This window comes from Dellaglioa sp. CoH-57-MRSF-18, from assembly GCF_056781995.1.
Map to the genome: position 1 here is coordinate 13,941 of NZ_JBXAXX010000007.1, position 24,812 is coordinate 38,752.

At 33.8% G+C, this 24,812-nt stretch carries 27 protein-coding genes; 4 read left to right on the top strand and 23 right to left on the bottom strand.

All coding sequences use genetic code 11. The features are described 5' to 3' along the window. Positions 1-101: 101 nt before the first annotated feature. Together AC1RPG_RS07115 and ccpA are read right to left on the bottom strand one after the other, a co-directional pair. Positions 102-605 (bottom strand): VanZ family protein, encoded by a 504-nt coding sequence (locus tag AC1RPG_RS07115; protein ID WP_481761822.1) that lies wholly within the window; start codon positions 603-605, stop codon positions 102-104. A 73-nt stretch (positions 606-678) separates the two neighbouring features. Then, on the bottom strand, positions 679-1,680 hold the full coding sequence (gene ccpA / locus AC1RPG_RS07120) for a catabolite control protein A (protein WP_409022763.1): 1,002 nt from the start codon (positions 1,678-1,680) through the stop codon (positions 679-681). 231 nt (positions 1,681-1,911) lie between these two features. On the opposite strand from ccpA, the gene AC1RPG_RS07125 reads away from it, so the two are divergent. Then, positions 1,912-3,015, top strand: coding sequence for a M24 family metallopeptidase (locus tag AC1RPG_RS07125; protein ID WP_481761823.1), 1,104 nt, complete (start codon positions 1,912-1,914; stop codon positions 3,013-3,015). Between the two features lie 192 nt (positions 3,016-3,207). Here AC1RPG_RS07125 and AC1RPG_RS07130 read toward each other — a convergent pair whose 3' ends face one another. Both AC1RPG_RS07130 and AC1RPG_RS07135 read right to left on the bottom strand, forming a co-directional pair. Next, complete coding sequence (locus tag AC1RPG_RS07130; RefSeq protein WP_409022765.1) at positions 3,208-3,717, bottom strand: hypothetical protein; 510 nt, start codon at positions 3,715-3,717, stop codon at positions 3,208-3,210. An 18-nt stretch (positions 3,718-3,735) separates the two neighbouring features. After that, positions 3,736-4,134, bottom strand: coding sequence for a DUF948 domain-containing protein (locus AC1RPG_RS07135; protein ID WP_481761824.1), 399 nt, complete (start codon positions 4,132-4,134; stop codon positions 3,736-3,738). Positions 4,135-4,297: 163 nt separating this feature from the next. Between AC1RPG_RS07135 and AC1RPG_RS07140 the strand changes: the two genes are divergently transcribed. Next, positions 4,298-5,218 carry a mechanosensitive ion channel family protein gene (locus AC1RPG_RS07140; RefSeq protein WP_481761862.1) on the top strand — a complete coding sequence of 307 codons (921 nt, stop codon included), beginning with the start codon at positions 4,298-4,300 and terminating at the stop codon, positions 5,216-5,218. A gap of 38 nt (positions 5,219-5,256) precedes the next feature. Here AC1RPG_RS07140 and AC1RPG_RS07145 read toward each other — a convergent pair whose 3' ends face one another. From AC1RPG_RS07145 to cbpB, 3 genes are read right to left on the bottom strand one after another with little or no spacing between them, the layout of a single operon-like run. Beyond that, entirely contained in the window at positions 5,257-6,402 is a 1,146-nt protein-coding gene (locus AC1RPG_RS07145) for an N-acetyldiaminopimelate deacetylase (protein WP_481761825.1), read from the bottom strand. A 30-nt stretch (positions 6,403-6,432) separates the two neighbouring features. Then, positions 6,433-7,140: a 2,3,4,5-tetrahydropyridine-2,6-dicarboxylate N-acetyltransferase gene (gene dapD, locus AC1RPG_RS07150; RefSeq protein ID WP_481761826.1), complete on the bottom strand. Its 708-nt coding sequence runs from the start codon at positions 7,138-7,140 to the stop codon at positions 6,433-6,435. 27 nt (positions 7,141-7,167) lie between these two features. Further along, positions 7,168-7,650 carry a cyclic-di-AMP-binding protein CbpB gene (gene cbpB / locus AC1RPG_RS07155; RefSeq protein ID WP_481761827.1) on the bottom strand — a complete coding sequence of 161 codons (483 nt, stop codon included), beginning with the start codon at positions 7,648-7,650 and terminating at the stop codon, positions 7,168-7,170. 165 nt (positions 7,651-7,815) lie between these two features. Here cbpB and AC1RPG_RS07160 point away from each other — a divergent pair, with 165 nt between their 5' ends. Continuing rightward, positions 7,816-8,553, top strand: coding sequence for an MIP/aquaporin family protein (locus tag AC1RPG_RS07160; protein WP_409022771.1), 738 nt, complete (start codon positions 7,816-7,818; stop codon positions 8,551-8,553). 48 nt (positions 8,554-8,601) lie between these two features. On the opposite strand, the gene AC1RPG_RS07165 is transcribed toward AC1RPG_RS07160, so the two are convergent. The 3 genes from AC1RPG_RS07165 to racE are packed head-to-tail and all read right to left on the bottom strand — an operon-like array spanning position 8,602 to position 11,180. Then, the gene (locus AC1RPG_RS07165) at positions 8,602-9,126 is read right to left on the bottom strand and encodes a YfcE family phosphodiesterase (RefSeq protein WP_481762414.1); all 525 of its coding nucleotides are present in this window, start codon (positions 9,124-9,126) and stop codon (positions 8,602-8,604) included. Position 9,127: 1 nt separating this feature from the next. Then, entirely contained in the window at positions 9,128-10,369 is a 1,242-nt protein-coding gene (locus AC1RPG_RS07170; RefSeq protein WP_481761829.1) for an XTP/dITP diphosphatase, read from the bottom strand. A gap of 1 nt (position 10,370) precedes the next feature. Continuing rightward, entirely contained in the window at positions 10,371-11,180 is an 810-nt protein-coding gene (gene racE / locus AC1RPG_RS07175; RefSeq protein WP_481761830.1) for a glutamate racemase, read from the bottom strand. A gap of 161 nt (positions 11,181-11,341) precedes the next feature. Here racE and AC1RPG_RS07180 point away from each other — a divergent pair, with 161 nt between their 5' ends. After that, positions 11,342-11,830, top strand: coding sequence for a YslB family protein (locus tag AC1RPG_RS07180; RefSeq protein ID WP_481761831.1), 489 nt, complete (start codon positions 11,342-11,344; stop codon positions 11,828-11,830). Between the two features lie 55 nt (positions 11,831-11,885). Here AC1RPG_RS07180 and trxA read toward each other — a convergent pair whose 3' ends face one another. The 13 genes from trxA to AC1RPG_RS07245 all read right to left on the bottom strand — a co-directional run bounded on the left by trxA (position 11,886) and on the right by AC1RPG_RS07245 (position 24,708). Beyond that, positions 11,886-12,197, bottom strand: coding sequence for a thioredoxin (trxA, locus tag AC1RPG_RS07185; protein ID WP_409022776.1), 312 nt, complete (start codon positions 12,195-12,197; stop codon positions 11,886-11,888). An 85-nt stretch (positions 12,198-12,282) separates the two neighbouring features. Then, positions 12,283-14,640, bottom strand: coding sequence for an endonuclease MutS2 (locus AC1RPG_RS07190; RefSeq protein WP_481761832.1), 2,358 nt, complete (start codon positions 14,638-14,640; stop codon positions 12,283-12,285). A gap of 19 nt (positions 14,641-14,659) precedes the next feature. Beyond that, a complete protein-coding gene (locus tag AC1RPG_RS07195; RefSeq protein WP_481761833.1) occupies positions 14,660-15,187 on the bottom strand; it encodes a CvpA family protein in 528 nt (175 codons plus the stop codon). Positions 15,188-15,191: 4 nt separating this feature from the next. Then, positions 15,192-15,446 (bottom strand): cell division protein ZapA, encoded by a 255-nt coding sequence (gene zapA, locus AC1RPG_RS07200; protein WP_481761834.1) that lies wholly within the window; start codon positions 15,444-15,446, stop codon positions 15,192-15,194. Positions 15,447-15,591: 145 nt separating this feature from the next. Continuing rightward, on the bottom strand, positions 15,592-15,885 hold the full coding sequence (locus AC1RPG_RS07205; protein ID WP_409022780.1) for a DUF1292 domain-containing protein: 294 nt from the start codon (positions 15,883-15,885) through the stop codon (positions 15,592-15,594). A 14-nt stretch (positions 15,886-15,899) separates the two neighbouring features. Continuing rightward, complete coding sequence (gene ruvX / locus AC1RPG_RS07210; RefSeq protein WP_409021430.1) at positions 15,900-16,334, bottom strand: Holliday junction resolvase RuvX; 435 nt, start codon at positions 16,332-16,334, stop codon at positions 15,900-15,902. An 8-nt stretch (positions 16,335-16,342) separates the two neighbouring features. Then, positions 16,343-16,603, bottom strand: a complete 261-nt coding sequence (locus AC1RPG_RS07215) for an IreB family regulatory phosphoprotein (RefSeq protein WP_481761835.1) — start codon at positions 16,601-16,603, stop codon at positions 16,343-16,345. A 147-nt stretch (positions 16,604-16,750) separates the two neighbouring features. After that, positions 16,751-19,408: an alanine--tRNA ligase gene (gene alaS / locus AC1RPG_RS07220; protein ID WP_481761836.1), complete on the bottom strand. Its 2,658-nt coding sequence runs from the start codon at positions 19,406-19,408 to the stop codon at positions 16,751-16,753. Positions 19,409-19,683: 275 nt separating this feature from the next. Then, entirely contained in the window at positions 19,684-21,009 is a 1,326-nt protein-coding gene (locus AC1RPG_RS07225) for a DEAD/DEAH box helicase (protein ID WP_409021433.1), read from the bottom strand. A 1-nt stretch (position 21,010) separates the two neighbouring features. Beyond that, positions 21,011-21,964: a DHH family phosphoesterase gene (locus AC1RPG_RS07230; RefSeq protein ID WP_481761837.1), complete on the bottom strand. Its 954-nt coding sequence runs from the start codon at positions 21,962-21,964 to the stop codon at positions 21,011-21,013. Between the two features lie 15 nt (positions 21,965-21,979). Further along, entirely contained in the window at positions 21,980-22,660 is a 681-nt protein-coding gene (locus tag AC1RPG_RS07235; protein WP_481761838.1) for a metal-dependent hydrolase, read from the bottom strand. Positions 22,661-22,717: 57 nt separating this feature from the next. Then, positions 22,718-23,860, bottom strand: a complete 1,143-nt coding sequence (dinB, locus tag AC1RPG_RS07240) for a DNA polymerase IV (RefSeq protein WP_481761839.1) — start codon at positions 23,858-23,860, stop codon at positions 22,718-22,720. A 137-nt stretch (positions 23,861-23,997) separates the two neighbouring features. Then, positions 23,998-24,708 carry a B3/B4 domain-containing protein gene (locus tag AC1RPG_RS07245; protein ID WP_481761840.1) on the bottom strand — a complete coding sequence of 237 codons (711 nt, stop codon included), beginning with the start codon at positions 24,706-24,708 and terminating at the stop codon, positions 23,998-24,000. Positions 24,709-24,812: the final 104 nt, after the last annotated feature.

Here is a 24,812-nt window from a genome sequence, read left to right on the forward strand (position 1 = left end):
TACCTCTTTCCGAAATGTTTCTGAATTTTTACTTTTAACCGTTTATTATGATATCAAAATAATAGCTTAATATCAACCTTCTTCACGAGAATAGGACTGAACTAGTTTTCTTTAGCTTTTTTGTGCCGATAGTACATTAAAATTAATATCGTCAAAATTACACCTGTTGTTGCACCAATTGTATCAAGTAAAACATCTTGGATTAAGGGCGTTCTGCCACCTGTAAAACTTTGGTGAATTTCATCAAGTCCTGCATATAGCGCTGCACAAGCAACTGCAATAAGCCCACTGTAACGCCAATACTTAATTTTATTTTTCACTCCCAAGAATATGAAGCTAGCCATAAAGAAATATGTCATAAAATGAGCAGTTTTACGGATGAAAAACTCAACTAATTTAAAATAACCAACATGGTTAAAACTTTCATCTGCTCCAGCATAACTAAATGAAATATGTGACAACATACTTTCAAATGGTTTACCAGCTAAATACTTTTCTAAAAAAGGAATAGATGTCTGCTGCTTGTACGTTTCCGAAGAACTAATAAACAGAATTACAATAATTAATAAGGCTAAAACAAAGTAAATATTATTTTTATTTTTCATAAAATTTCCCATCCAAGTATAATAAAAACTTGATTTTCCAAATATAATTTAGAAAACCAAGTTTTTTATTATATTATTTTGTTGAAGAACGCTTAATTAAGCCATATGGTAATTGGATTGTTTTTTCACTAACTTCTTCTTTATCCATTAATTTTGTTAATAATCTCATAGATACAGCCCCTAAATCGTATAAAGGTTGTGTTATTGAAGATAATTTGGGTCTAACAATCTCAGTCAATTTTGAATCATTACTTGTAATAATTTCAAAATCTTCGGGTACACTCAAACCAGCATCTCGAGCACCATTCAAAACACCAACAGCTAATTCATCATCACCAACAAAAGCAGCAGTTGCATGACTTGAAGAAATTGCTGGCCATAAGGTTTCGCCAGCTCGATATGAATAATCTGTTTCAAAAATTAAGTCTTGATCAAATTTTATTCCGGCTTTTTCAAGAGCTAATTTATAGCCTTTTAGTCGGTATTCGCCATTAATGGGTTCATCCATTGAACCTGAAACAAATGCAATACGTTTATTGCCATTATTAATTAGATCCGTTACTGATTCCATTACAGCTGCAATATAATCAATATTAACACTACCTAATTCTCCAGTAGGATCAACTGAACCTGAAAGGACAACTGGTGTACGACTTCTCTTAAGTTCAGCACGTAATTCATCAGTAATTTGATTTCCCATAAAAATAATACCATCAACTTGTTTAGCTAATAATGTATTTAATACTTGCACTTCTTTTTGACCATTTTGATCAGAGTTAGCTAAAATAATATTATATTTATACATTGTTGCAACATCATCAATTCCACGAGCTAATGATGAAAAGTAAATATTAGTTACATCGGGAATAATAACCCCAACTGTTGTCGTTTTCTTACTTGCCAATCCTCTAGCAACAGCATTAGGTCTGTAATCAAGTCGATCAATAACTTCCAAAACTTTTTTTCTTGTTGCAGGTTTAACGTTAGGGTTACCGTTAACCACACGTGAAACAGTTGCCATTGAAACAGCTGCTTCTCTTGCTACGTCATAAATTGTAATTGTTTGTTTATCCATTAGTATTATTTCCTCTCATTACTTAAATATCAAGTTTTCATTCCGTTTTCAAGCACTAGAATAATTTAGCAAATTTTTAAGACAATTGCAAGCGTTTTTACCTTATTTTCATGAAAATAATTTTTATATTATGAAAATTTCAATTTTTAATTGTTATGAAAATTTCAATATTTAATTGTTATGTCTTACTTATGCTATAATACAGTATACTATTGTAAAGGGAGAGATTTCATGTCACATATTGCATCTTTACAACAATGGCTTGCCAATAATGGTACTGACATTGCTTATATCAACGATCCAATGAGTATTCAATATTTTACCGGTTTTGAAAGTGATCCTATTGAGCGCGTTTTAGCTCTCTTTGTATTTCCTGATCAAGACCCATTTTTATTCACACCCGCTCTTGAAGTCGAAGCTGCCAAAGATACCGGCTGGAAATATCCCGTTTATGGTTATCTTGATCACGAAGATGCTTTCGCAATCATACAAAGTGAAATAAATAAACGTAAAAATTCACCAAAGAAATGGGCTATTGAAAAAGGCAGCCTAACAGTTGAAAGATATGATGCTATTAGTCGTATCTTCCCAAGTGCTGAATTTGTAGCTGATGCAACAAGCTTTATCGAAACACTTAAAGTAATTAAAACACCAGACGAAATTGAAAAATTAAAAATTGCTGGAAAATGGGCAGATGTTGCTTTTGAAGTTGGCTTTAACGCTCTTCAAGAAGGCAGAACTGAACAAGATGTTGTTGCAGAAATTGAATATGCAATGATGAAAAAAGGAATCATGCATATGAGCTTTGACACTATTGTTCAAAGTGGAAAAAATGCCGCTGAACCTCATGGATTTGCAAAAAAGGATCTTATCCAATCAAATGCTTTAACATTATTTGATTTAGGTGTTATCTCAGATGGTTATATTTCAGATGCTAGTCGTACTGTAGCATTCGGTAAACCAAATGAAAAAGCATTAGAAATTCACAAAGTTTGTCTTGAAGCGCAATTAAAAGCGCAATCTGCTGCTAAACCAGGTATGATTGCGGAAGATTTAGATAAAATTGCTCGTGATGTCATCGTCAAGGCTGGTTATGGTGACTACTTTATTCATCGCCTTGGTCATGGTATGGGACAAAGTGAACATGAATTCCCTTCAATTATGGAAGGAAATAAAATGGAACTTAAACCAGGTATGTGTTTCTCAATAGAACCTGGTATTTACATTCCAGGCGTTGCTGGCGTTCGTATTGAAGACTGCATTTATCTAACTGAAAACGGTAATGAACCATTTACAGTTACACCAAAAACATTAAAAACAATTGAACTACACTAATAAAAATAAAAACCCCTAAAGTTAGAAAACTTTAGGGGTTTTTATTTTTAAATATTCCATAAACTACGAGTCTTAACTAAAATAATAGGTAACCATATGCTACTCCTTTTCGAACAACATGTGGTTACCTATTATTTTAAAGTTAATTAATTCAAATAGTTCGCATTAAAAATTGTGGTACTCATTTTACTTTTATTTTTCGCCTGTCCATCCATCTGGATAAATTGTTTCAGCTTTGCCTTCTGCAGCATCAGCATCTTTAGCTTCGCCAAAAGCACTCTTGCTATCAACATAGATGTCTTCTTCAGCTAAGTCTGAAAACTCATCTGTTAAATCAGTCATTTGTTCAAATATATCGTCTGATTCCATAGCTAATTTGTTTTTCAAATCGTTCTTTGCATTAATTAATGCATCTTTAGCATTAACATACGCATCCTGGCTCATTAATAATTCACTTTTTTCAGAAAATTTATCACTTAGATTATTTTTCATTTCATCAAAATCAACCATTTTATCTTTTAAATCAATACTAGCGTCTTCAGCGTAAGCCTTATACTCTAACACGCGATCACGTACATCTAAAGCTTTTTCTTCCAAATGTTCTTTAATATCTTGTTTCGTTTTTTCAGAAATTAATTTAGAAGCTGTATACGCGGCAACCCCACCTGTAACTACCAATCCTAATAAAAATTTTTTTGACATAACAAACCCCTCCTTGTTTTAAACTTTTCTATTTTTATAAAAACTAAATGCCTTTTTACCAACATTAATGAAAGCTGAAGAATCTTTAGCCCTCTTTGACGTCGCTGAAACGTGTGTCATTAATCCTCGACTTGCATCATTCAAATCAGACACACTTTCACTCAAATCAGCAACAGCCTGAAATAAAGGATCAATTGTTGCTACTTTACCATTTACATCGTCTAATAAAATATTTGATTTTACGAGTATATTCTCAACTTCATTTGATAAGCCATCAACATCGCTGGTAATAGATGAAATACTTTTATTCACTTCTCCGAGTGTTCTCATCATTCTCATAAGAACGAAAATAATGAATAGGACTAAGACCGCGAAAGCAACAGCGGCAATTAATCCTGCAATTTGTCCACCTGTCATAATAATTCCTCCTATTTACTTACGTACATTAATTCAAAATCTACTTATAGGATAGCATTCGAACCTAAAAACTGCAATTGATAACATACGACAGTTTTGTATTTAAATTACACATTAGCCCACATGTTTGCTATGATGATATCAATAAATTAATTTAGGGGTGATCGCCATTTTAAACAATCTTTTTTTAGAGCATTTCACAAAGGACAATTTACTTTTAGGGACATTACTAAAAACCGTTACAAAACAAAGTACTTTCCTTTCACGTTACATAGCTCATATCGATTGGGATGCCATTATTAGTAACCTAGTTGAACTAGTTTTTTCTCTTGTTTTCTTTTCTTTTCTATTTATCCTTATAAATTGGATTGGAAAAAAAATCATTCGTCGGACATTTAATCAATATCGAGGATCCGATAGATATTCAACAAATAGAGTTGAAACAATCAATTCACTAACATCAAATATTTTTCACTATATTATGTTATTTTTTTATCTTTACGCTATTCTGTCGGTGCTCGGTGTTCCCGTTGGTACCTTAATTGCAGGTGCCGGAATCTTAAGTGTTGCTTTAGGTCTTGGCGCACAAGGATTCGTAACTGATGTCGTCACTGGATTCTTTATTCTTTTAGAACAACAATTCGATGTTGGAGATATCGTTAGAATTGATTCAATTGAGGGTCCTATCGTGGCTGTCGGCCTACGTACGACTCAAATTGAAGACTATGATGGTATTTTGCATTTTGTCCCAAATAGAAATATCACAATTGTCAGTAATTTATCTCGCAATAATATGCGAGCAGTTATCGATATCCGAATTGATGTCACTGACGATGTGGATAAAATCACCCATATTGTACAGAACGTTAATGAAAAGTTAGTCCCACTTCATCCCGAAATTAAAGATGGACCAAATATTTTAGGTCTAGTTGATCTTGGCAAAGGAAATTTGGTCTTTAGAGTCGTTGTGTTCACTTTAAATGGTGAACAGGCATCTACTCAACGGACATTTCTTGCCGGTTATCTAACGGCTTTAAATGATGCTCAAATACATGTCTTAAACTCACCTATCTCACTTAACTAAAAAATGACTCAATTATGAAATCATAATTGAGTCATTTTTTAGTTTCTTATTTGTTGATCTCTATCTGTCAAAAAATGGACCATTGCAAGAACACCTGCATCAATTGCAGCTTCTTTAGGCGCCAAAAATTCAGAATGTAGCGAGTAAGGACTATCTACACCCAACCAAAACATTGTTCCAGGTATTTTAGACAATAAAAATCCAAAATCTTCTCCCGTCATTGCAGGTTGTGTTTCAACAAATGAAACTTCTGGATCGTTTTTCATAAATCGAATAAAGTTTTCAGTCCTGCTATCATCATTTTCAACAGGTAGATAACCACCTTGAATGAGGTTTAATTCTACTTCGCAATCGTACATTAATGCGATACCCTCACAAATTGTTTTAACACGTTTTTGAATCAATAAATTCATTTCTTGTGTTAACGCACGAATTGTTCCATTAATCTGTGCTTCACCAGCAATAACATTACCAGTCGTTCCAGCAGTAAATTGACCCAACGTAACAACTCCAGATTGTATTGGATCGACATTTCGACTGATAATCGTTTGTAATTGCGTGACCAACTGTGCACCAGCAACTACCATGTCATTAGCCTGATGTGGGTATGCAGCATGTCCACTTTTTCCGGCTAGGTGTGCATGAATTTCACACGTACCTGCGAACAAAGTGCCTAATCGAGTTCCAATTGTTCCAGCAGGTAATTGTGGATTATCATGGAATGCATAAATTTCATCAGGCATCCACTCATCTAATAATCCACTCTCATAGAGTCGCTTACCACCACTGGCATTTTCTTCTGCTGGTTGAAAGATAAAAGTCATATTTACTGTTGGTTGATTTTCAGAAAAGTAATTTAGAATTCCGAGCGCAACCGTCATATGAATATCATGCCCACAAGCATGCATTCTACCTTCATTCCGTGATGAAAATGGCAGTCCTGTCTTTTCAGTAACAGGTAGTCCGTCAATATCAGTCCGATATCCAATTGTATACCCGCCAATAGAACCAACTACTCGAACTAAAATACCAGTTTCAACTGTTTTAATTACTATAAAACTTTGATTAAATTTTGAAATTAAGTTCAGTAGATAGGCTTGAGTTTCAAATTCTTCTAATCCAATTTCCGGAATTTGGTGTAAGTCCCGTCTGATTTTAATTAGTTCTTCAGTTGTTAAACTCATTTCTATCTGTTCCCTCGTTTCAATTTATTTCTAGATATTACGTAACTCTGCTAAAATTTCTGTTTTATCTTTTGTTTTATCATCGATATCTTTAACTTTTTTTGCGGGCATCCCTACGACTACCGTATAAGGTGCAACATCTTTAGTAACAACAGCTCCAGCACCAACAACGGCACCTTTACCAACACGAACGCCTTCAAGCACGACAACATTTCCACCAATTAAAACGTCATCTTCAATAATAACAGGTGTTGCTGAAGGTGGTTCGACAACCCCAGCAAGTACTGTTCCAGCACCAATATGACAATTATCTCCAACAATTGCACGACCACCTAAAACAGCACCCATATCAATCATTGTTCCCTTACCAATTTCAGCACCAATATTAATGATAGCGCCCATCATGATAACAGCGTTATCGCCAATTAAAACTTGATCGCGAATAACTGCACCTGGTTCAATACGTGCATTAATCTTTTTTAAATCTAATAACGGAACAGCTGAATTACGAGTTTCATTTTCAATATGAGAACTTACAATTTTTGAATTTTCATTTAGGAAAGGTTCAATATCTGCCCAATCACCAAATAAAACGCCAGCTTTATCATTTAAGTAGTCTTCTATCGTATCTGGTACATCGATTTCAACTAAATCCCCTTTAATATATACCTTAACGGGTGTTTTCTTTTTTGAAGTGCTAATAAAATTAATAATTTCGTGTGCATCTAAATTTGCCATCATCATTCTCCTAATATTTCATATTATTTATTTTCTTTCTTTAGTTTCAATATCTTGAACTATATACTCTTTTTCAAATTCATGAGCAATATGATTCATACTTTTCATAAGCTCACGACGTGTCACGATACCTGTAAAACTGCCCTCAGAAGAAACAACTGATAAAAAGGGATGGTCCACAAGTAAGTGCAAAACATTCTCAATATCGTAAGGATCTTGAATAGTGGGAATATCAGTTTCCATAACATCTTTAACACGAACTTCGTGTAATCGGCTGACATCCAATTCATCTAATCCTAACATTGTCTCAGTAATCATAGACAAGGATAACAATCCTTTAAACTTATAATCATTATCTAAAACGGGAATTTTAGCATAATGAACTTTTGTTAAAACCAATAGTGCGTGATCCAGGAAGTTATTTTCTTGTACATTAGCAACAATTTCAGCTGGAATTAAAAAGTGTTCCTGGTTTTCGGATAACATTTTTTCAATAGACTTAGCTATCATTCAATAGGTCCTCCTTCCAAACTTTTAGAACAACTCCTATTTTATAATAAATTGAACGCAGACACTAATTTTTTTTAAAAATCGAGCCAATTATTAATAAATATTTACATTTGTTCGCAATATTGGTAACATAATAAATATTGCGAACAAAAATAGGAGGATACAATGGATTATACATTAACAACAAGATTAGCTGCAGAATTTATTGGTACAGCAATTATGGTTATTTTAGGTAATGGTTCGGTGGCCAATGTCGAACTTGGGCATACAAAAGGACATGGTAGTGATTGGGCTTTAATCGCCTTCGGTTATGGATTCGGTGTTATGATTCCCGCCTTAATCTTTGGTAGTATTTCAGCAAATCATATTAATCCAGCTTTCACTTTAGGATTAGCTTTTTCTGGTTTGTTCCCATGGGGTGAAGTACTTCCCTACATGACAGTACAATTTTTAGGTGCATTCGTTGGACAAGCTATTGTTGTTGCAGCCTACAAACCTTACTATGATCAAACAACTGATCCTGAACGTATTTTAGGTACTTTCTCAACTATTGATGCCGCTCAAAGTAAATTAAATGGTTTTATTAATGAATTTGTTGGTACTTTCATTTTGATATTTGGCGCCATTGGTATTACAAAAGCACCATTTTTCTCCGATAACCTCGGAACAGCTCATCTCGGATTAGGTTTCTTAGTCCTTGTATTAGTTGCATCATTGGGTGGCGCAACTGGCCCAGCCCTAAACCCAGCTCGTGATCTTGCTCCACGTTTACTACATCAACTATTACCTCTTAAAAATAAAGGTAACTCACAATGGGATTATAGTTGGGTCCCAGTCGTTGCACCAATTGCAGCCGGCATTTGTGCCGTTTTCCTATACAAATCACTTTTTATGCTAGCTTAAATTTTAAAAACCTCTAAACGATAAAATTCGTTTAGAGGTTTTTTTTCGCTATTTACGTTTAAACTCGCAAGTTAATTCTGGTATTAATTTATGCTGTCTAGTGAAATATGAGACGTGAACATTTTTTTCGTTTGCTTCTACTATCGCATATGTTCCACCAATCCCTTGATACATCCCTCTAGGAAGACTAATGCTCCCAGGATTTAAAATTAATACGCCATCGTCAGTCATCTCACATCCTAATTCATGAGTATGTCCAAAAAATACGAATTTAGCATGATTAGCCTTAGCTTTTAATTCAAGTGTGAACAGTCCTGTTTTAACGTTAGTCAGATGCCCGTGAGAGAGATAGATAGTTTCCCCGCTCACAATTTCAACTAATTCTTCTGGAAAATTCATATCAAAATCCATGTTTCCTAGGACACCATCAAATTTATTAAAAAGCGGATCATTTGCTTCTAATTCTGAATCGCCACAATGAAAAAATACATCAACTTGATTTTTATTATGTACTAAAATAGATTCTAATATATCACGATCTCCATGACTATCACTCACAACTAAGCACTTCATCTTATTTTTCCCACCAATCATTAAAATTTGACATTAACTTGACGGTTGCACGACCGCGATGACTAATTTTATTTTTTTCTACTTCAGTCAGTTCAGCCATAGACTTATATAATTCAGGTACATAAAAAAGTGAGTCATAACCAAATCCGTTATCTCCACGTGGTATACCCAAAATTTCTCCAGCCACTTCACCGTCTACAACTAGTGACTCGTTACCAGGTTTTGCAAAAACTAACGTTGTATGGAAATTTGCAGTCCTTTTGTCTTTCGGCACGTCAGTCATTTCATGTAATAATTTCGCATTATTCGCAGCGTCATTATGGTCCTCAGCAAAACGAGCAGAAAATATACCTGGTCGACCATCTAAGGCGTCCACCATTAAACCAGAATCATCTGCTAAAACAGGTAATTGTGTTAATTGTGAAATTGTTTCTGCCTTTAATCTTGCATTCTCTTCAAATGTTTTCCCAGTTTCTTCAACATCTGGTAATTCAGGATAGTCCAACAACGTAGTAACTTTAAATCCTAGTGGATTAAAAAAACGTTTAAATTCAGTCGCTTTTCCTTCATTTTTAGTTGCAATTAAAATCACATCTTTTTGATTCTCAATATGTTCATTTTGAATTAAAATGGTTTTCTTCTGCGAATTACCCATTAATTCTGATAATCCTGACATTGCTCCACCTAAAAGTTGCGTTAATTTGTCACCAAGTAAATCAGCATTAGATTTTTCAAAATTCAATTGTAAAAAAGCCCCTGATTCATTTTGAACAATTAATAAATGACTATCGGCTGTTTCCTCTTCTTCACTTGTTAAATCAGCAAATAACTCATCATGAATGAAACCAACATTAATCGCTGAAAATGGTTTTAATTTTTGACCGTTACTCTTTAACAATAAATTTTGAATTGCTACATAACTCGCATTAATAACTGTTGCAATAATATCCCCATCAGCTTGCATGATTTGTACTTGTAAATTAAATCCAGTATCTTTTAATGTTTCTGCCAAGGCCGTCTTAAGCGATGATAAAATCAATTCAATTTTGACATTGCTTTGAGCACTCAACCACTGATTAACGTCTACTTTCAATTCACCAATGTTATCTGTTTCGTTAACTAAAATTGTTACCTTAGTCAAGCCCAACTGGTATTCAATCGCACTATCGACTTCCTTAAGACTTAATTTTGTAATTGAGACTGGTCTAACTTCTAAATTATCTCGATTCTCATTTTTACGCATGTTAGTCTCCCTGTCCTAAATGAATTGTTTTAGAATTTATATTTTCTAATCCTAACCAACCTGATGCAATTTCGTTAAAATCATTCGCATCACCCGTCGTAAAAAATTCATGTTCAATTTTTGCTTCACTTTTAGCCGCAATATTAAAATAATCTAAGATAGTTGAAACATCGTTAACTGTTTCAGCTCCTGAATCAATCAACGTTACTTTATCACCAACCGCATTTTGAATAAAAGGTCTGAGTAATGGATAGTGAGTACAGCCCATGACTAGTGTATCAATGTTTTTATCATCAAAAAAAGCTAACGTTTCATTAACAACTCGTTCAGCGATTTCTGATTCGTATTGATCACTCTCGACAATTGGGACGAACTTTGGACAAGGTAAGCTCGTCACAAATAAATTAGGATTTTTTTCATGTAACGTATTACTATATGCGCTACTTTTAATCGTACCTTCCGTCCCAATAACGCCTACTCTTTGGTTTTTAGATGACTTAATTGCCGCTCTACTTCCTGGTTTTATAACACCAATCACTGGGATTGCTAATTTTTCTCGTAAATCATCCAAGGCAGCAGCCGTTGCTGTATTACAAGCAATCACTAACATTTTTATCCCTTTACTTAACAAAAAAGATGTCATATCCCAAGTGAATTCTAAAACTTGTTCTGAGGGCCGAGGTCCATATGGCATTCTAGCTGTATCACCTAAATAGTATATTTTTTCGTTTGGTAATTGTTTAAGTGCTTCTTTTACAACTGTTAATCCACCAACACCTGAATCAATAAATCCAATTGCTTGATTATTCATTTTCTAACCTCTTTTTCGATTACTTATCAATCTTAATTATGACTTGTCTTTACTCAAAATTCAAGTCTAGTCATTTAACATTAATTTATGAAAAATCAATATCATCTAATCTTAAATAACGGTATAATACTTGTATATTATATATCCAGAGGGAGATCCATATGAAACCAAATTTGATTGAAAATTTATTATCAGCTGACAACAATGATACATTCGCATATGAACTTATTCGCGATAGTTTAATACCAGAAGTAATTGGTACGGATACAACAATTTTATACTGGGTTGGTAAAAAAATGGCCCGTAATGCTAACCTCGCTAATATTGCAGACCTTATTACCTTTTTTGAAAAGGCAAATTGGGGTACTCTTGAAGTGGTTAAAGAAAAAAAAGACAAGCAAACTTGGTTACTATCTGGTAATATTGTTACCTTCAGACAGAATCAGATTAAGTCTGCTGATTTTAACCTAGAAGCTGGGTTTATTGCTGAAACTATCCAAATTCAAAGTGGTTTCACATCAGAAACAATAATTGAAAATCAAAATAATAAATCCGGTGTTTCAATTATTGTTCAAACTGATTTAAAAGATCCTAATATGACAGAACCAACTGACCAATTTCACTTCAAAGTACCAACTGAAACTGAATAATTATCGAATAGATAATTAAAAAGAGCTGACTTTAAAAGTCAGCTCTTTTTAATTACTAAATATATTGTGCTAAAACTTCTTTAACCTGATCTTTTGAATGATAACCGACGATTGTATCAACAACTTCGCCATCTTTTTTAATCATTAAAGTTGGAATACTCATGATACCAAAAGATTGTGCTGTTGCTGGATTTTGATCAATATCCATTTTAGAAAATTTTACTTTATCGCCCATTTCTTGTTCTAAATCTTCAATAGCTGGCGATTGCATACGACAAGGACCACACCATGTTGCCCAAAAATCTGTCAATGTTACACCTGAATCTGTTACTTTTTCAAATTCTTTATCTGTAATTGCTTGTACCATTTGAATTCCCCCTTTTATTATTTATGTGACCATCATATCAAAGAAAATAATACCACGCCACATTTTTGCTTACAAAAAGTAAACGTTACTTGAATTCTACGATAGTTGCGCCATTTCCACCAGCATTGGGTGCTGCAAATTCAAATGACTTAACATGACGATTTGATTTCAAATAATCTGTTATTCCAGTTCTTAAGGCTCCAGTCCCTTTACCATGAACAATAGTAACAGAAGCATATCCAGCAAGTAAAACAGAATCAATATACTGATCAACTTGGCTCATTGCATCATCATAGCGCTGTCCACGAAGATCAAGCGATGTTGAAACGCTTGTTGAAGCCGCATTTTTAAAAATGGTTCTATCCTTTTTATCATTCTCGATATGAACTTTTTGAAGGTCGTTTTCATTAATTTTCATTTTTAGAATACCAAGTTGAACTTCCCACTCTGTCTTACTCATTTTTTTAACTAAAACACCTTGTTGACCATAAGTTTTAACTAAGACATCGTCGTTCACATGGAATTCTTGTTTATTTTTAGCTCGTTGTAGGACCTTATTTTTCTTCAAAGCATTTGTTGGTTGATGCATTTGTGATAATTGTGATTTTGCATCAATTAATTCATGTTCTTTAACAGCTTGTCCTTGAAGCATCTGCATTTGGCGAATTTCTTTTATTATTTTATCTGCATTTATTTCTGCTTCTGCCACGATTTCATTAGCTTTTCCCTTAGCCTTATCCGTCATTGACTCTCTTTGCGCAACAAACTCGGCATACTGTTTAGCTAGGTCATCATGTAATTTCGTTGAATCTTCTAGTTGTGCTTTTAATGCCAGTGTCTCATCTTCTGCCTTTTTTCGCTTACTCATTAAGTCAGAAATCATTTCATTCAAATCTTGGCTATCTTGATTGGTCAAGTTTTGCGCTTGATCAACAACATTTGACGCTAACCCAATTTTACGAGAAATATCAAACGCATTACTACGACCAGGTATTCCAATTAATAATCGATAAGTTGGTTGTAACGTTTCACTATCAAATTCCATACTAGCATTAATTGTTCCAGCACGATTAAACCCATACGCTTTTAATTCGGGATAATGTGTTGTAGCAACTGTATAACTACCTTTTTCTCCAACAGCATCAAGAATTGCAATCGCCAAAGCTGCACCTTCTTGTGGATCCGTTCCAGCTCCTAATTCATCAAATAAAACTAATGAATGTTCGTTAATATTAGCTAAAATAGAAACGATATTAGTCATATGAGCAGAAAATGTACTTAAGCTCTGTTCAATCGATTGTTCATCCCCAATATCTGCAAAGATATCTTCAAAAATACCAATACGACTACCTTCATTTGTTGGAATATTTAAACCTGATTGTCCCATCATCTGAATTAAGCCTAATGTTTTTAACGTAATTGTTTTACCACCGGTATTAGGTCCCGTAACAACAATTGCTTGATAATCTTTTCCTAACATAATATCGTTAGCAACTACTTTTTTACTATCCAATAAAGGATGACGTGCTTGTCTTAAAAAAATGTCATTTTCAACACTAATTGCTGGTTCAGTTGCTTTAATTGAGCTTGCATATTGTGCCTTTGCATTAACAAAATCGAAATGTCCTAAAATATAAGCATTTTCTAAAATTTCTGCTGTAAAAGGTGCAACTAATTCAGATAACTCTGCCAAAATACGACGTTCTTCATCTGCTTGAGCAAGTTGCTGTTCGCGTAAATGATTATTCATCTCGACAATTGCTTGCGGTTCAATAAATAAGGTCTGTCCTGTTGCACTTTGGTCATGAACAGCGCCACCAAATTGACCACGATATTCTGCCTTAACAGGGATAACGTAACGTTCATTTCTAATTGTAATTAATGTTTCACTTAAATATTTAGCACTTTTACCACGCGTAAATTCTTGTAGTTTAGCTCTAATGGCACTTTCCGAGCGTAAAATATTTTGTCGAATATTATGCAATACTGGTGAAGCCTCATCAGTAATGTGACCATCATTTTCAATTGACTGATTCAACCTACGATTAATTTCAGGTAGATTTTCAAGCTTTTCTATCCATTCAAATAATCTCGTTAATTCAATTTCAGAATCTGCTAAATCTTTAAAAAATAATTTAACCTCATTAGTCGTTCGTAGTACACGACCAACAGCAGATAGCTCTTTACCATTCAAAGAAGCTCCCATATCTAACCGTTTCATATGTGGCTTAACGTTGACTAATTGTGGTAAAGGAATGCCACCGCGGAGTCGCAATATCTTCACAGCATCTTGTGTTTCGTCTAAATCCTTTTGGATTTTTTCGAGATTAGTCATCGGCTCTAATGCCTTAACTTCTTCTTGTCCAGATTCAGTAGATATAAATGTTTGAATTTGTTGTTTAACTTTTTGATATTCTAATGTCTTTAATCCTTTTTCGTTCATACTTTAATTCTCCTAACATTTAATCTGTAGATGATGTATTTGTAATGAACATCTTTTTAGCTATTGTTGGCGTATCTGTTAGTATTTTTTGAGCAACCGTCGATTCTAAAACAGCTTCATTAACTTTTTGATTAGGCCAAGCCGACAAAATAATTAACCCAATAAAAATAAAAACAAACATCAGTATAACCGATAGAACCCCACCAATTAGTGAATTCACCTGATGAATAACTGGTAATTTTGTAACAGAATTTATTACTCTAATAATACCTCTAATGAGTATACCGCCAACCACAAATAAAGCCGCAAATACAATCATCGAATAAAAGTTAGTCTGAAGATGGTTCGTAATAGATGTCTTATCAGTTTCCATAATTTTAGGGAAACGTTCTCCCAACCAAATAGTAACAGGATTTGTTAAAACTTTAGCAAATAAATAGATAGCGATAAATCCTACAATTCTCAAAAGCGTTAATACTAATCCTTTTCTATAACCGTTAAAAAATGACACAATTAATAAAAAGATAACAATTAAAGAAACTGTCATAATATTACTCCTTTACTTGTGTTTCACCATTAATTTCATTTAATTTTTCTTGTAATTTAATTTGATCTGAAACTGCGTTGATAGCTACTAATATCGCTACTTGTTCATCATCTATTTCAGGTAGCATGTCCTTCACTGATTGAAATTCATTTTTCACCAATGTTGCTACGGCGTCCATGTGTGTGTCTGATTCTGATCCAATAATTGTATACACTTTTTTACCGATTTTAGTCTTATATCTATTCTTTTGATTTTCCAATGAACACCCTCCTTACATTTAATCATTTAAAAATAATTTTACCACGAATTGATCAAAAGAGATATGTGTATCATAGTCCATAATATATAATTTAAAACAAAATAAAAAAGTTAAACCAATTTGGCTCAACTTTTTAAATAATCTTCTATTGCATACTTTCATCTGAAAGGAAGGTATTCAATACTTCTTCTACCATATCCCATTCATCATCGTCTTCGATTGGTTCTAAATCACTTTCAGTTGCTTCACCATTCTCATTAGGACTAAATGAGTAAGCTTGAATTTCAACCTCTTCATCAGCTTCTGAGCCAAGTGGATAAAGCATAATATATGATTTATTGTAATCATCAGATTCAAAGGTAAACAGAACTTCAAAAAGTGTTTCATTACCGTTATCATCTACTAATGTAATCTGTTGGTTTTCTTCTTCATTATTCATATTGTGACCTCACTTTATTCTTTAGTTAATTTGCCTTTACCATCTAAATAATTCTGTAAAATTAGGCTTGCAGCAAGTTTATCAATAACTTTTTTTCTTTTTTTTCTTGATGTATCGGCCTGTTCAACAAGCATACGTTCTGCCTCAACAGTTGTCAACCGTTCATCTTGAAAATCAATTGGCAAGCCAAAAGTTTCAACTAATAACTCGCCGTACTTTTGCGCAGCTTCAGCACGAGGGCCTAATGAGTTGTTCATATTTTTGGGTAAGCCGAGTACAAAGCCAGTTACTTCATACTCTGTAACCAATTCTTTGACACGTTCAATACCAAAGTCACTTCTGTCTTCATTAATACGAATAATTTCAACGCCTTGGGCAGTCCATCCTAATAAATCGCTCATTGAAACGCCGACCGTTCTTGAACCAATATCCAAGCCCATTAATCTCATTTAATTTCCTACTTTTCTTCTGTATTTAAGTAATTTTTAACTAACTCTTCAACAATTTCATCGCGTTCATATTTTCTAATTAAATTACGTGCGTCATTAAATCTAGGAATATAAGCAGGATCGCCCGATAACAAATAGCCAACAATCTGGTTAATAGGGTTGTACCCTTTTTCTTCTAATGATTGGTAAACAGTTACCAATGTATCGTGGACATCTTTTTTATTATTTTCGTCAAAATTAAAGAACATTGTTTTATCTAATGAACTCATAACGTGGCACCCCCATCAATTTATTAACCTAGCTCTATTCTACTAAAAAAAGGACCATTCGACAATCAAAACAAGCTGATGTAATCAAGCCGTAATATAATAAAGAGTATTTATCTATTTATTATTAGATAAATACTCCTTTAATTATTATTTGGTTTGATTATTTAACCAATTTGCTGCTTCTTTGATTGCATCAGCTAAACCTGCTGGATTTTTACCACCTGCTTGAGCTAAGTCTGGTCGGCCACCGCCACCACCGCCAACAAGTGGCGCAATCGTCTTAATTAAATCGCCCGCTTTTAATCCTGATTTAATGCCATCAGCACTAACTGCCGTAATTAAATTAACTTTACCGTCATCACTTGTTGTTCCAATAGCCAAAACATCTGATAATTCTTGGGTTTTCCATTGGTCAGCCAATTGACGTAATTGAGACATCCCTGAAACTGAAACTTTTGCTGCAATTAACGTTTTACCATTAATTTCTTGTTTATTTTTGAAAACATCCCCAGCTTGTTGGCTAGCAATTTTATCTTCAAATGCTTGAATTTGTTGTTCACTTACTTTTAATGCACTTTGTAATTGTTCAATTTTATTTGAAACTTCTACGACTTTATTTACTTTTACTTGTTGTGCTACTGTTTCTAAGAGTTCGTTACGTCCGTTTAAGAAATCAAAAGCTTCTTTAGAAGTTACTGCTTCAATACGACGAACGCCGGCACCAACACCTGATTCAGAAATAATTTTAAATAAGCCGATTTCACTCGTATTTGAAACGTGCGTACCACCACAGAATTCAATTGAATAATCGCCAATTTTCACAACCCGCACAATTTTTCCATATTTTTCTGAGAATAAAGCAATGGCACCCATATTTTTAGCAGAATCAATATCTGTTTCAACAGTTTCAACAGCTAACTCAGCCCAAATCTTATCGTTAACAATCTTTTCAACTTGTTTTAACTGTTTCTCTGAAACGGAACCAATATTTGTAAAATCAAACCGTAGATAAGTGGGTTCGACTAATGACCCAGCTTGATGTGTATGTTCGCCCAGAACATCTCGCAATGCTTGATCAAGTAAATGTGTCGCCGTATGATTTTTTTCAACTTTTTTATGGAAATCTTGATTAATTTCTAGTGTCACTAATTGGTCTTTTTTCATTGCTGCAAGAACTTTAATGGCGTGTAAATTTTGTCCATTAGGTGCATGTTGAACTTCTTCAACTTCAGCAATAACATTGCCTTCTGTATCTTTGATAGTTCCTTTATCAGCAACTTGTCCACCCATTTCAGCGTAAAATGGTGTTTTTGAAAAAATAACTTGAGCGTTATCACCTGGTTTTATGTTATCTACTAACTCGTTATCCACAATTAAATCAACCACTTTGGCGTCATCCACATTAGCTTGTGTATAACCAACATATTCACTAATTGTTTTAATATCTGTTAACATCCCATTTTGAACACCCATTGATTTAGCATTACTACGTGCAGCACGAGCACGATCCTTCTGCTGTTGCATTTCAGCGTTAAACCCTACTTGATCTACAGATAATCCTTCATCTTCGGCATATTCTTTCGTTAATTCAAATGGAAAACCATAAGTATCGTACAATTTAAAGACACCAGCACCAGTTAGCTCTACTTTATTTTCTTTTTTAGTCGTTAAAATAAGATTATTTAATAACTGTAATCCATCTTTTAATGTTTCATTAAATCGTTCTTCTTCAGAACGAACAATTTTAGAAATATACTCTGATTGTTCTAAAACTTCCGGATAATAATCCTTCATAATATTACCAACAACAGGTACAAGTTGCGTTAAAAATGATCCTTCTATCCCTAATTTTTGTCCATGCATCACTGCACGACGAATTAATCGACGAATAACATAGCCACGTCCTTCATTAGAAGGTAAAGCGCCATCACCAATGGCAAATGAAATTGCACGCGCATGATCTGCAATAACCTTAAATGAAATATCATCTTGGGCATTATCATCATATTTTTTATTATTACTCATTTTTTCAGTTGCATCAATTAAGGGTAAGAATAAATCTGTTTCAAAATTAGTTTTTGCATTTTGGAAAATCGAAACAACACGTTCTAAACCCATCCCCGTATCAATATTTTGATGAGGTAGTGGTTCATAGTTATTTTCAGGTGTGTGATTAAATTCAGAGAACACGATATTCCAAACTTCTAGATAACGTTCATTTTCGCCACCAGGATAATTTTCGTCATCATCCTCAGCTAAGTTATTAAAACTTTGTCCACGATCATAAAAAATTTCTGTATCAGGTCCACTAGGTCCTTGTCCAATATCCCAAAAGTTATCTTCTACTTCTACTAGATGATCCTTTGGTAACTTAACTTCTTCTAACCAGATACGTTTTGCTTCCAAATCTTTTGGGTAAACAGTAACGTATAGTTTTTCAGCATCAAATGCGAACCATTTTTCACTTGTTAATAATTCCCAAGCCCAATTAATTGCTTCTGGTTTAAAATAATCCCCAATTGAGAAATTACCCAACATTTCGAATAACGTATGATGACGTGCTGTCTTACCAACATTCTCGATATCATTCGTACGAATACTTTTTTGGGCATTCGTAATTCTAGGATTTTCTGGTACAACTGATCCATCAAAATATTTTTTTAAAGTTGCAACACCGGAATTAATCCACAGTAATGTGGGATCATCCACAGGTAGTAATGAGGCACTAGGTTCAATTGTATGGCCTTTTTCTTTAAAGAAATCTAAATACATTTGGCGTATTTCAGTACTTGTCATTTTTTTCATAAGTGTGACTTCCCTTCTATTTTTAAGCAAAAAACACCGCTGCGAGTAAGGACGCTTATAGCGCGGTACCACCTTACTTGCAACGATGTTTTAGTCGTTTACCTCTTAAACTCGATAACGTTGAGTGGACGTCATTCTATTAATACTTAACACAAGGCAGCTTTTTTAAATAATCATTTCTCTCAGCAAATGAAATGTTTCTGTTAGGCTATTTAAATTTATCCCTGTTTCTAATAAAAATTATATTGAAATCGACTCAAATTGTCAAATTAAGCTTACGACTCTTTACGATTTTGTTTTCTGTTAACGCGACGATCCATTTGATCTTTACGTTTAATTGCTTTTTGAATCTTTTTCTTATATCCAGGTTTACGTTTTTTCTTCTCTTTTTTAACCATTCCTTTGATTACTGGAGCTAAAGGATCTTTGGTTTGTTTACGATTTTCACGGCGATTACGATCATAAGAATCAACGATTTCACCTTTTTTAATATCTTTAGGTGCAAATTTAATCCCCATTGCTTCTAACTCAGCAATTTTATTTTCTTCATTTGGTTCATATAACGTCATCGCAATACCACTCAAACCGTTACGACCAGTACGTCCAACACGATGAATGAAGAATTCTAAATCATTTGGAATATCATCATTGATGACATGTGAAACACCCTCAATATCAATTCCACGCGCTGCCAAATCAGTTGCGACAACATATTGAAAATCTAAATTTTGAACTTCTTTCATGACACGTTTTCGTTCACGAGCTGGCACATCACCATGAATTTTAGCAACTTTTAAATTCTTACCACGTAAATACTCAACAATTTCATCAACACGTGTTTTTGTATTTGCAAAAATAAGTGCGATATATGGTTGTCCCATCGTAATTAATTGATAAATAACTTCATTACGATCATGACCCTTCGTTGGAATAATCCAGTTTTCAATCGTATCACTAATAACTGATTTAGCTGCAATTTCTTCAACTACTGGGTTCTTCATGTATTTCTTTAAAAATGGTTGTAATTTTTGTGGAATAGTTGCTGAAAACACCATCATTTGAAGATCAGAAGGTAATGCAGATGCAATTTGATCAGTTTCTTTCAAAAACCCTAAATCAAGTGTCATATCTGCTTCATCTACAACTAAAGTTGATGCATTATGAATATCTAAAGCGTTACTGCTCATTAAATCAGCAATACGTCCAGGTGTCCCAATGACAATTTGTGGTTGTCTTCTACTTAATTTATCGATTTGACGCTGTTTATCTGTCCCACCAACATAATTTTGAATATGAATAGGTTCGGGACTAAATTCTGCCAATTGCTTAGCAGCTTCATAAATTTGGTAAGCAAGTTCACGACTTGGTGTCGTAATAACTGCTTGAACCGTATTATTTGAAGGATCAAGTTGATTAAAGATTGGTAATAGGAAAGTATGTGTTTTACCACTACCCGTTTGTGATTGACCTACAACGCTTTTACCCTTTAAAACAACTGGTATTAAGCGTTGTTGAACTTCTGTTGGTACATTAAAATGAATTGCTTCAATCGCTTTTAAAAGATACGATTTCAATCCAAAATTTTTAAAATTTTCTGGCATTTTATTCTCCCGTATATGTCTTAGCTAAATCATCAAGTGATTTAACTATTTCTTCGTACTCTGCTTGGTCTTTAGCTCTTGCACCACTGGCCATGGGATGTCCACCACCATCATGCTCTTTTGCTAACTGATTGATTACAGGACCTTTTGATCGTAATCGAACGCGATAGCTACCATCCTTTTGCTGCACAAAAATTGCCCAACATTGAACTTCAATAATTTTACCTGGTAAAGGTACAATTTGAGATGAACCAGCATCGCCCAACTCTATTGAATCTAGATAGTCATGTGTCAATATGACATATGCTGCTTTATGTTCTGTAATAACTAAATTATCATATACATATCCTGATAACTTAGCGACACCTGCGGTAATATTGTCCATTTTTTGGTTTATTTTAGTAGTTGAAAAATGATAAGTCATTAATTCAGCAACCACTTGCATCGTATGTGCAGTTGTTGCTGAATACATGAATCGACCTGTATCGCCAACAATTCCGGCGTATAACATCCTAGCCGCATCATCAGTAACTACAAGTTCTCCACCAACGCCATCAACTAAATCCATAACTAATTCAGAACTACTTGATGCATTTGTTTTCACCCAAACTAAATCACCATAAACGTCTTCATTGGGATGATGATCCAATTTAATTAGGTAGGCACCACTTGTATATCGATCATCTTCAACTCTTGGACGATTAGCCGTATCAATCACGATGACGAGTGCATTATTATACGTCTCATCAGAAATTTCATCTTGGTCACTAATCCATACTAATCCAGCTGAGGGCGCACCAACTTGATAAACCTTTTTGTCAGGAAAACTAGCACGAATAATTGCTGCTAACCCCGATTGAGATCCAATTGCATCAGGGTCTGGACTTTGATGACGATGAATAATAATCGTATCAAATTGTTTAATTTTTTTTAAAATTTCTAACTCAATTTTCACTTAAATGACTCCTTCTTAGAACTCAAATGGAATATCAATCTCGGGAATAATCCCCACACCATCATTCAATAATTGAACAAATTCAACTGGATTTTGTTCAATTTTGGTAAACGTATTGTAATGAATTGGAACAACCTTTTTTGCCTGTACAAATTCAGCTGCAATTGCAGCATCTTCTAAACCCATTGTATAAGTATCACCAATCGGTAAAAATGCTAAATCAACAGGTTCCATATGATTAACTAACTTCATATCTGAAAATAAAGCCGTATCTCCTGCATGATACAAGACTTTCCCATCAATATGCAATTCAAACCCTGCAGCTACACCTAATGTTCTCGCTGTACCATCAATTACCAAGGCAGCAGTATGCCACGCGGGAATAAGTTTTACTGAACCGAAAGGTAATTTAAGCTGACCACCAAAATTTAAAGGCTCAACAATTAAACCCTCATCTTCAAAATAATTAGCTAGTTCATTGATTGTAACGACTTTAGCCCCTGATTTTTTTGCTAACTCAATTGTATCACCCACATGATCGTAGTGTGCATGCGTCACTAAAATATAATCTGGATTTAATTCGTCAATAGTCGTTTTAACTAACGGATTATCTTTAATGAATGGATCAATTAAGATCGTCAACTTATCGTCAGTAACAATTTGAATACTAGATTGTCCAAGCCATGTAATTTTCATGTTTAGTCTTCTTTCGTTTCCAAAGTTGCTCTTAAGTATAACGGTTATTGAGGCCAATTACAAAGGCTGTTTTGTGTCTTTTTTCCCAAATAATGGTAGTTTCATATTTTCAAAACCAATTGGTGCTAAATTTGTCATCGTTAATCCAAGTAACCTAATTCCCTTTTCTGCACCCAATATATCGTCAAAAATCTGTCGTCCATAAAAATAAATAGTTGCTGCATCATTACGAATAAATTCTTCCAATGTTAATCTTTTTGTTAGCGTCGTAAAATCCTGATAGCGAACTTTAATGACTAACGTTTTCCCATGTTTTTGTTGTTTACTCAACGTTTCTGAAACTAAATGTGCAATATACCTAAGTTGTGTTTCAACTTCATCCGTTGTCATCAATAACTTCCCGTATGTTCGCTCGCTACCAATCGATTTTCTCTCTCTTTGCCACTCGACTGGACGATCATCAACACCTCGTACTCGTTTATATAAGAAGTACCCTAATTTACCAAATTGTTGAATTAATTCAACTTCAGATTTTTCTAATAATTCTTTTCCAGTAAGGATACCTTGATTAATCATTTTTGGTTCTGTTTTTTTTCCAACGCCTCTAAATTTACCAATTGGCAATTCAGATAAAAAAGGAATGACATCTTCTGGCAGAATTAATGTCATTCCAGCTGGTTTATTGTAATCGGACGCTAGTTTTGCTAAAAATTTATTATAAGAAACACCCGTTGAACAGGTTAAATGTAATTTTTGATAGATTTCTCTTTGAATCATGTGCGCTGCTTGAATAGCACTTTTAATTTCTTTTTTATTCTGTGTAATATCAAGATAGGCTTCATCAAATGCAATTGGCTCAATCATTTCTGTATATTCATGAAATATTTCATGAAGCTGTCTTGAAACTTCTTTATATAGTGTGAAATCAGGCGATTTAAAAATAGCTTTAGGACAAATTTCATAAGCTTCTTGGGCTGCCATAGCAGAATGGATACCTAATTTTCTTGCCTCATAATTTGCTGTAGCAACAACACCACGACCACCATTTTTTCTAGGATCCTGGGCAATAACTAATGGTTGTCCAATAAATTCAGGATGTTCACGCTCTTCAATTGACGCATAAAAAGCATCCATATCGACATGGATAATTTTTCTTTTTAATAAATTATCGTCTATTGTAATACCATTTAATTCAGCCATTAGTCCCACATCCTTTTCATGCAATTTTACACGAACGCACGTTCCTTTTCAAATTAATTGCTCTTTATTGTCCATTAAGATATAAAAATACCTCATTATCGTTAAACTTATGTTTAACAATTATGAGGTACTTCATATTATTCACCTATAACAGAATTATCCTTATTTAATTTAAAAATTTTACCTTCTACATTAAGATTATCTTTAATAGACTTTTGTAATTGTAACATTGCCTCATCAATAATTTCATTCTGTTCTTTATTGACAGATTCCATTACCATAACAGCATTTTTTGTATCATCTGTTAACATTGTTCTTTTACCATCTCGCCAATTTAAGCATCTGCAAACTGCTCCATCATCATCATAATATAAAACTTCACCAAGCAGAGCTGGTTCATTTTTATCATCACCTAAAGGATAAAAAGCTTCTCCACCTTTAGCAACACCTAAATGAAGATCTCCTTTGATAGCATCTGTATCTTCACCACCAACAGGTACACCATACTCTAATGAAATACTATTGTACAGGTCAACAAGCGGATTTATTGAACCCACACCTTTACCCTGATCAACTCGTTTAAGTAAAGCTTCAATTGATGAACGAGCACCTTTTTTCTTCTTAAAATTTTGGTATGCTTCACGCCAATTAGCCACGACTAAATTGTCTTTGAATGATTCATTTGTTAAATATTTTTGAGCTTTATCCCCAGCTTGTTCAAGCATGTTATCATAAAAATCGGTTTGATTTTCTTTAGGATGATTATCTATATCTTTTAAAAGCATAATATTAATTTGTGCATCTGGAAAGATGTTCCAAAAATCTTCATCTATAATAATTTTATTCATCATTACTCTCCTTATAAATTTATACTTTTATAATCGCTTTCGTACTATAATACTTCTGATATTTTGTCTATTAAAATAATATTTCCCTAAATAATTAAAATTAT